The following is a 261-nucleotide window of genomic DNA, read 5'->3' as shown; positions in this document are numbered from 1 at the left end:
AGTGCTGACGGCCTGTGTGGTTTTCATGGGGGCCGCTTCGCGCCCCAGCGCGGGGCAAGCCCGCTCACTACAACAGCATGCAACTCACTTGACGACACAACTTGCTTCATATGAAGCGTTGATGAATCTGGCGCGCAAACCTGTAGGGCCTGTGAGCATCGCCAACTCGGATGCGGCGTGGAGTGCGTACGCCCATGCGGCGATTGATGAGGCTTTTCGGGCAGTGAGAGAGGTGGGCTAAGTCGAAATAGTGTGGCTAAA

Annotated in this window: 1 protein-coding gene; it reads left to right on the top strand. The window is 57.9% G+C overall.

What is annotated here, in order from left to right:
• Positions 1–241, top strand: a 241-nt coding sequence (locus AOA61_RS32080) for a hypothetical protein (protein WP_218197439.1), incomplete at its 5' end; no start/stop codon positions are given.
• Between the last annotated feature and the right edge of the window lie 20 nt (positions 242–261).

The organism is Pseudomonas sp. 2995-1, assembly GCF_002742505.1.
GTDB lineage: Bacteria > Pseudomonadota > Gammaproteobacteria > Pseudomonadales > Pseudomonadaceae > Aquipseudomonas > Aquipseudomonas sivasensis.
Note: the sequence above shows the minus strand (reverse complement) of the source record. Positions and strands in the feature narration are given on the sequence as shown.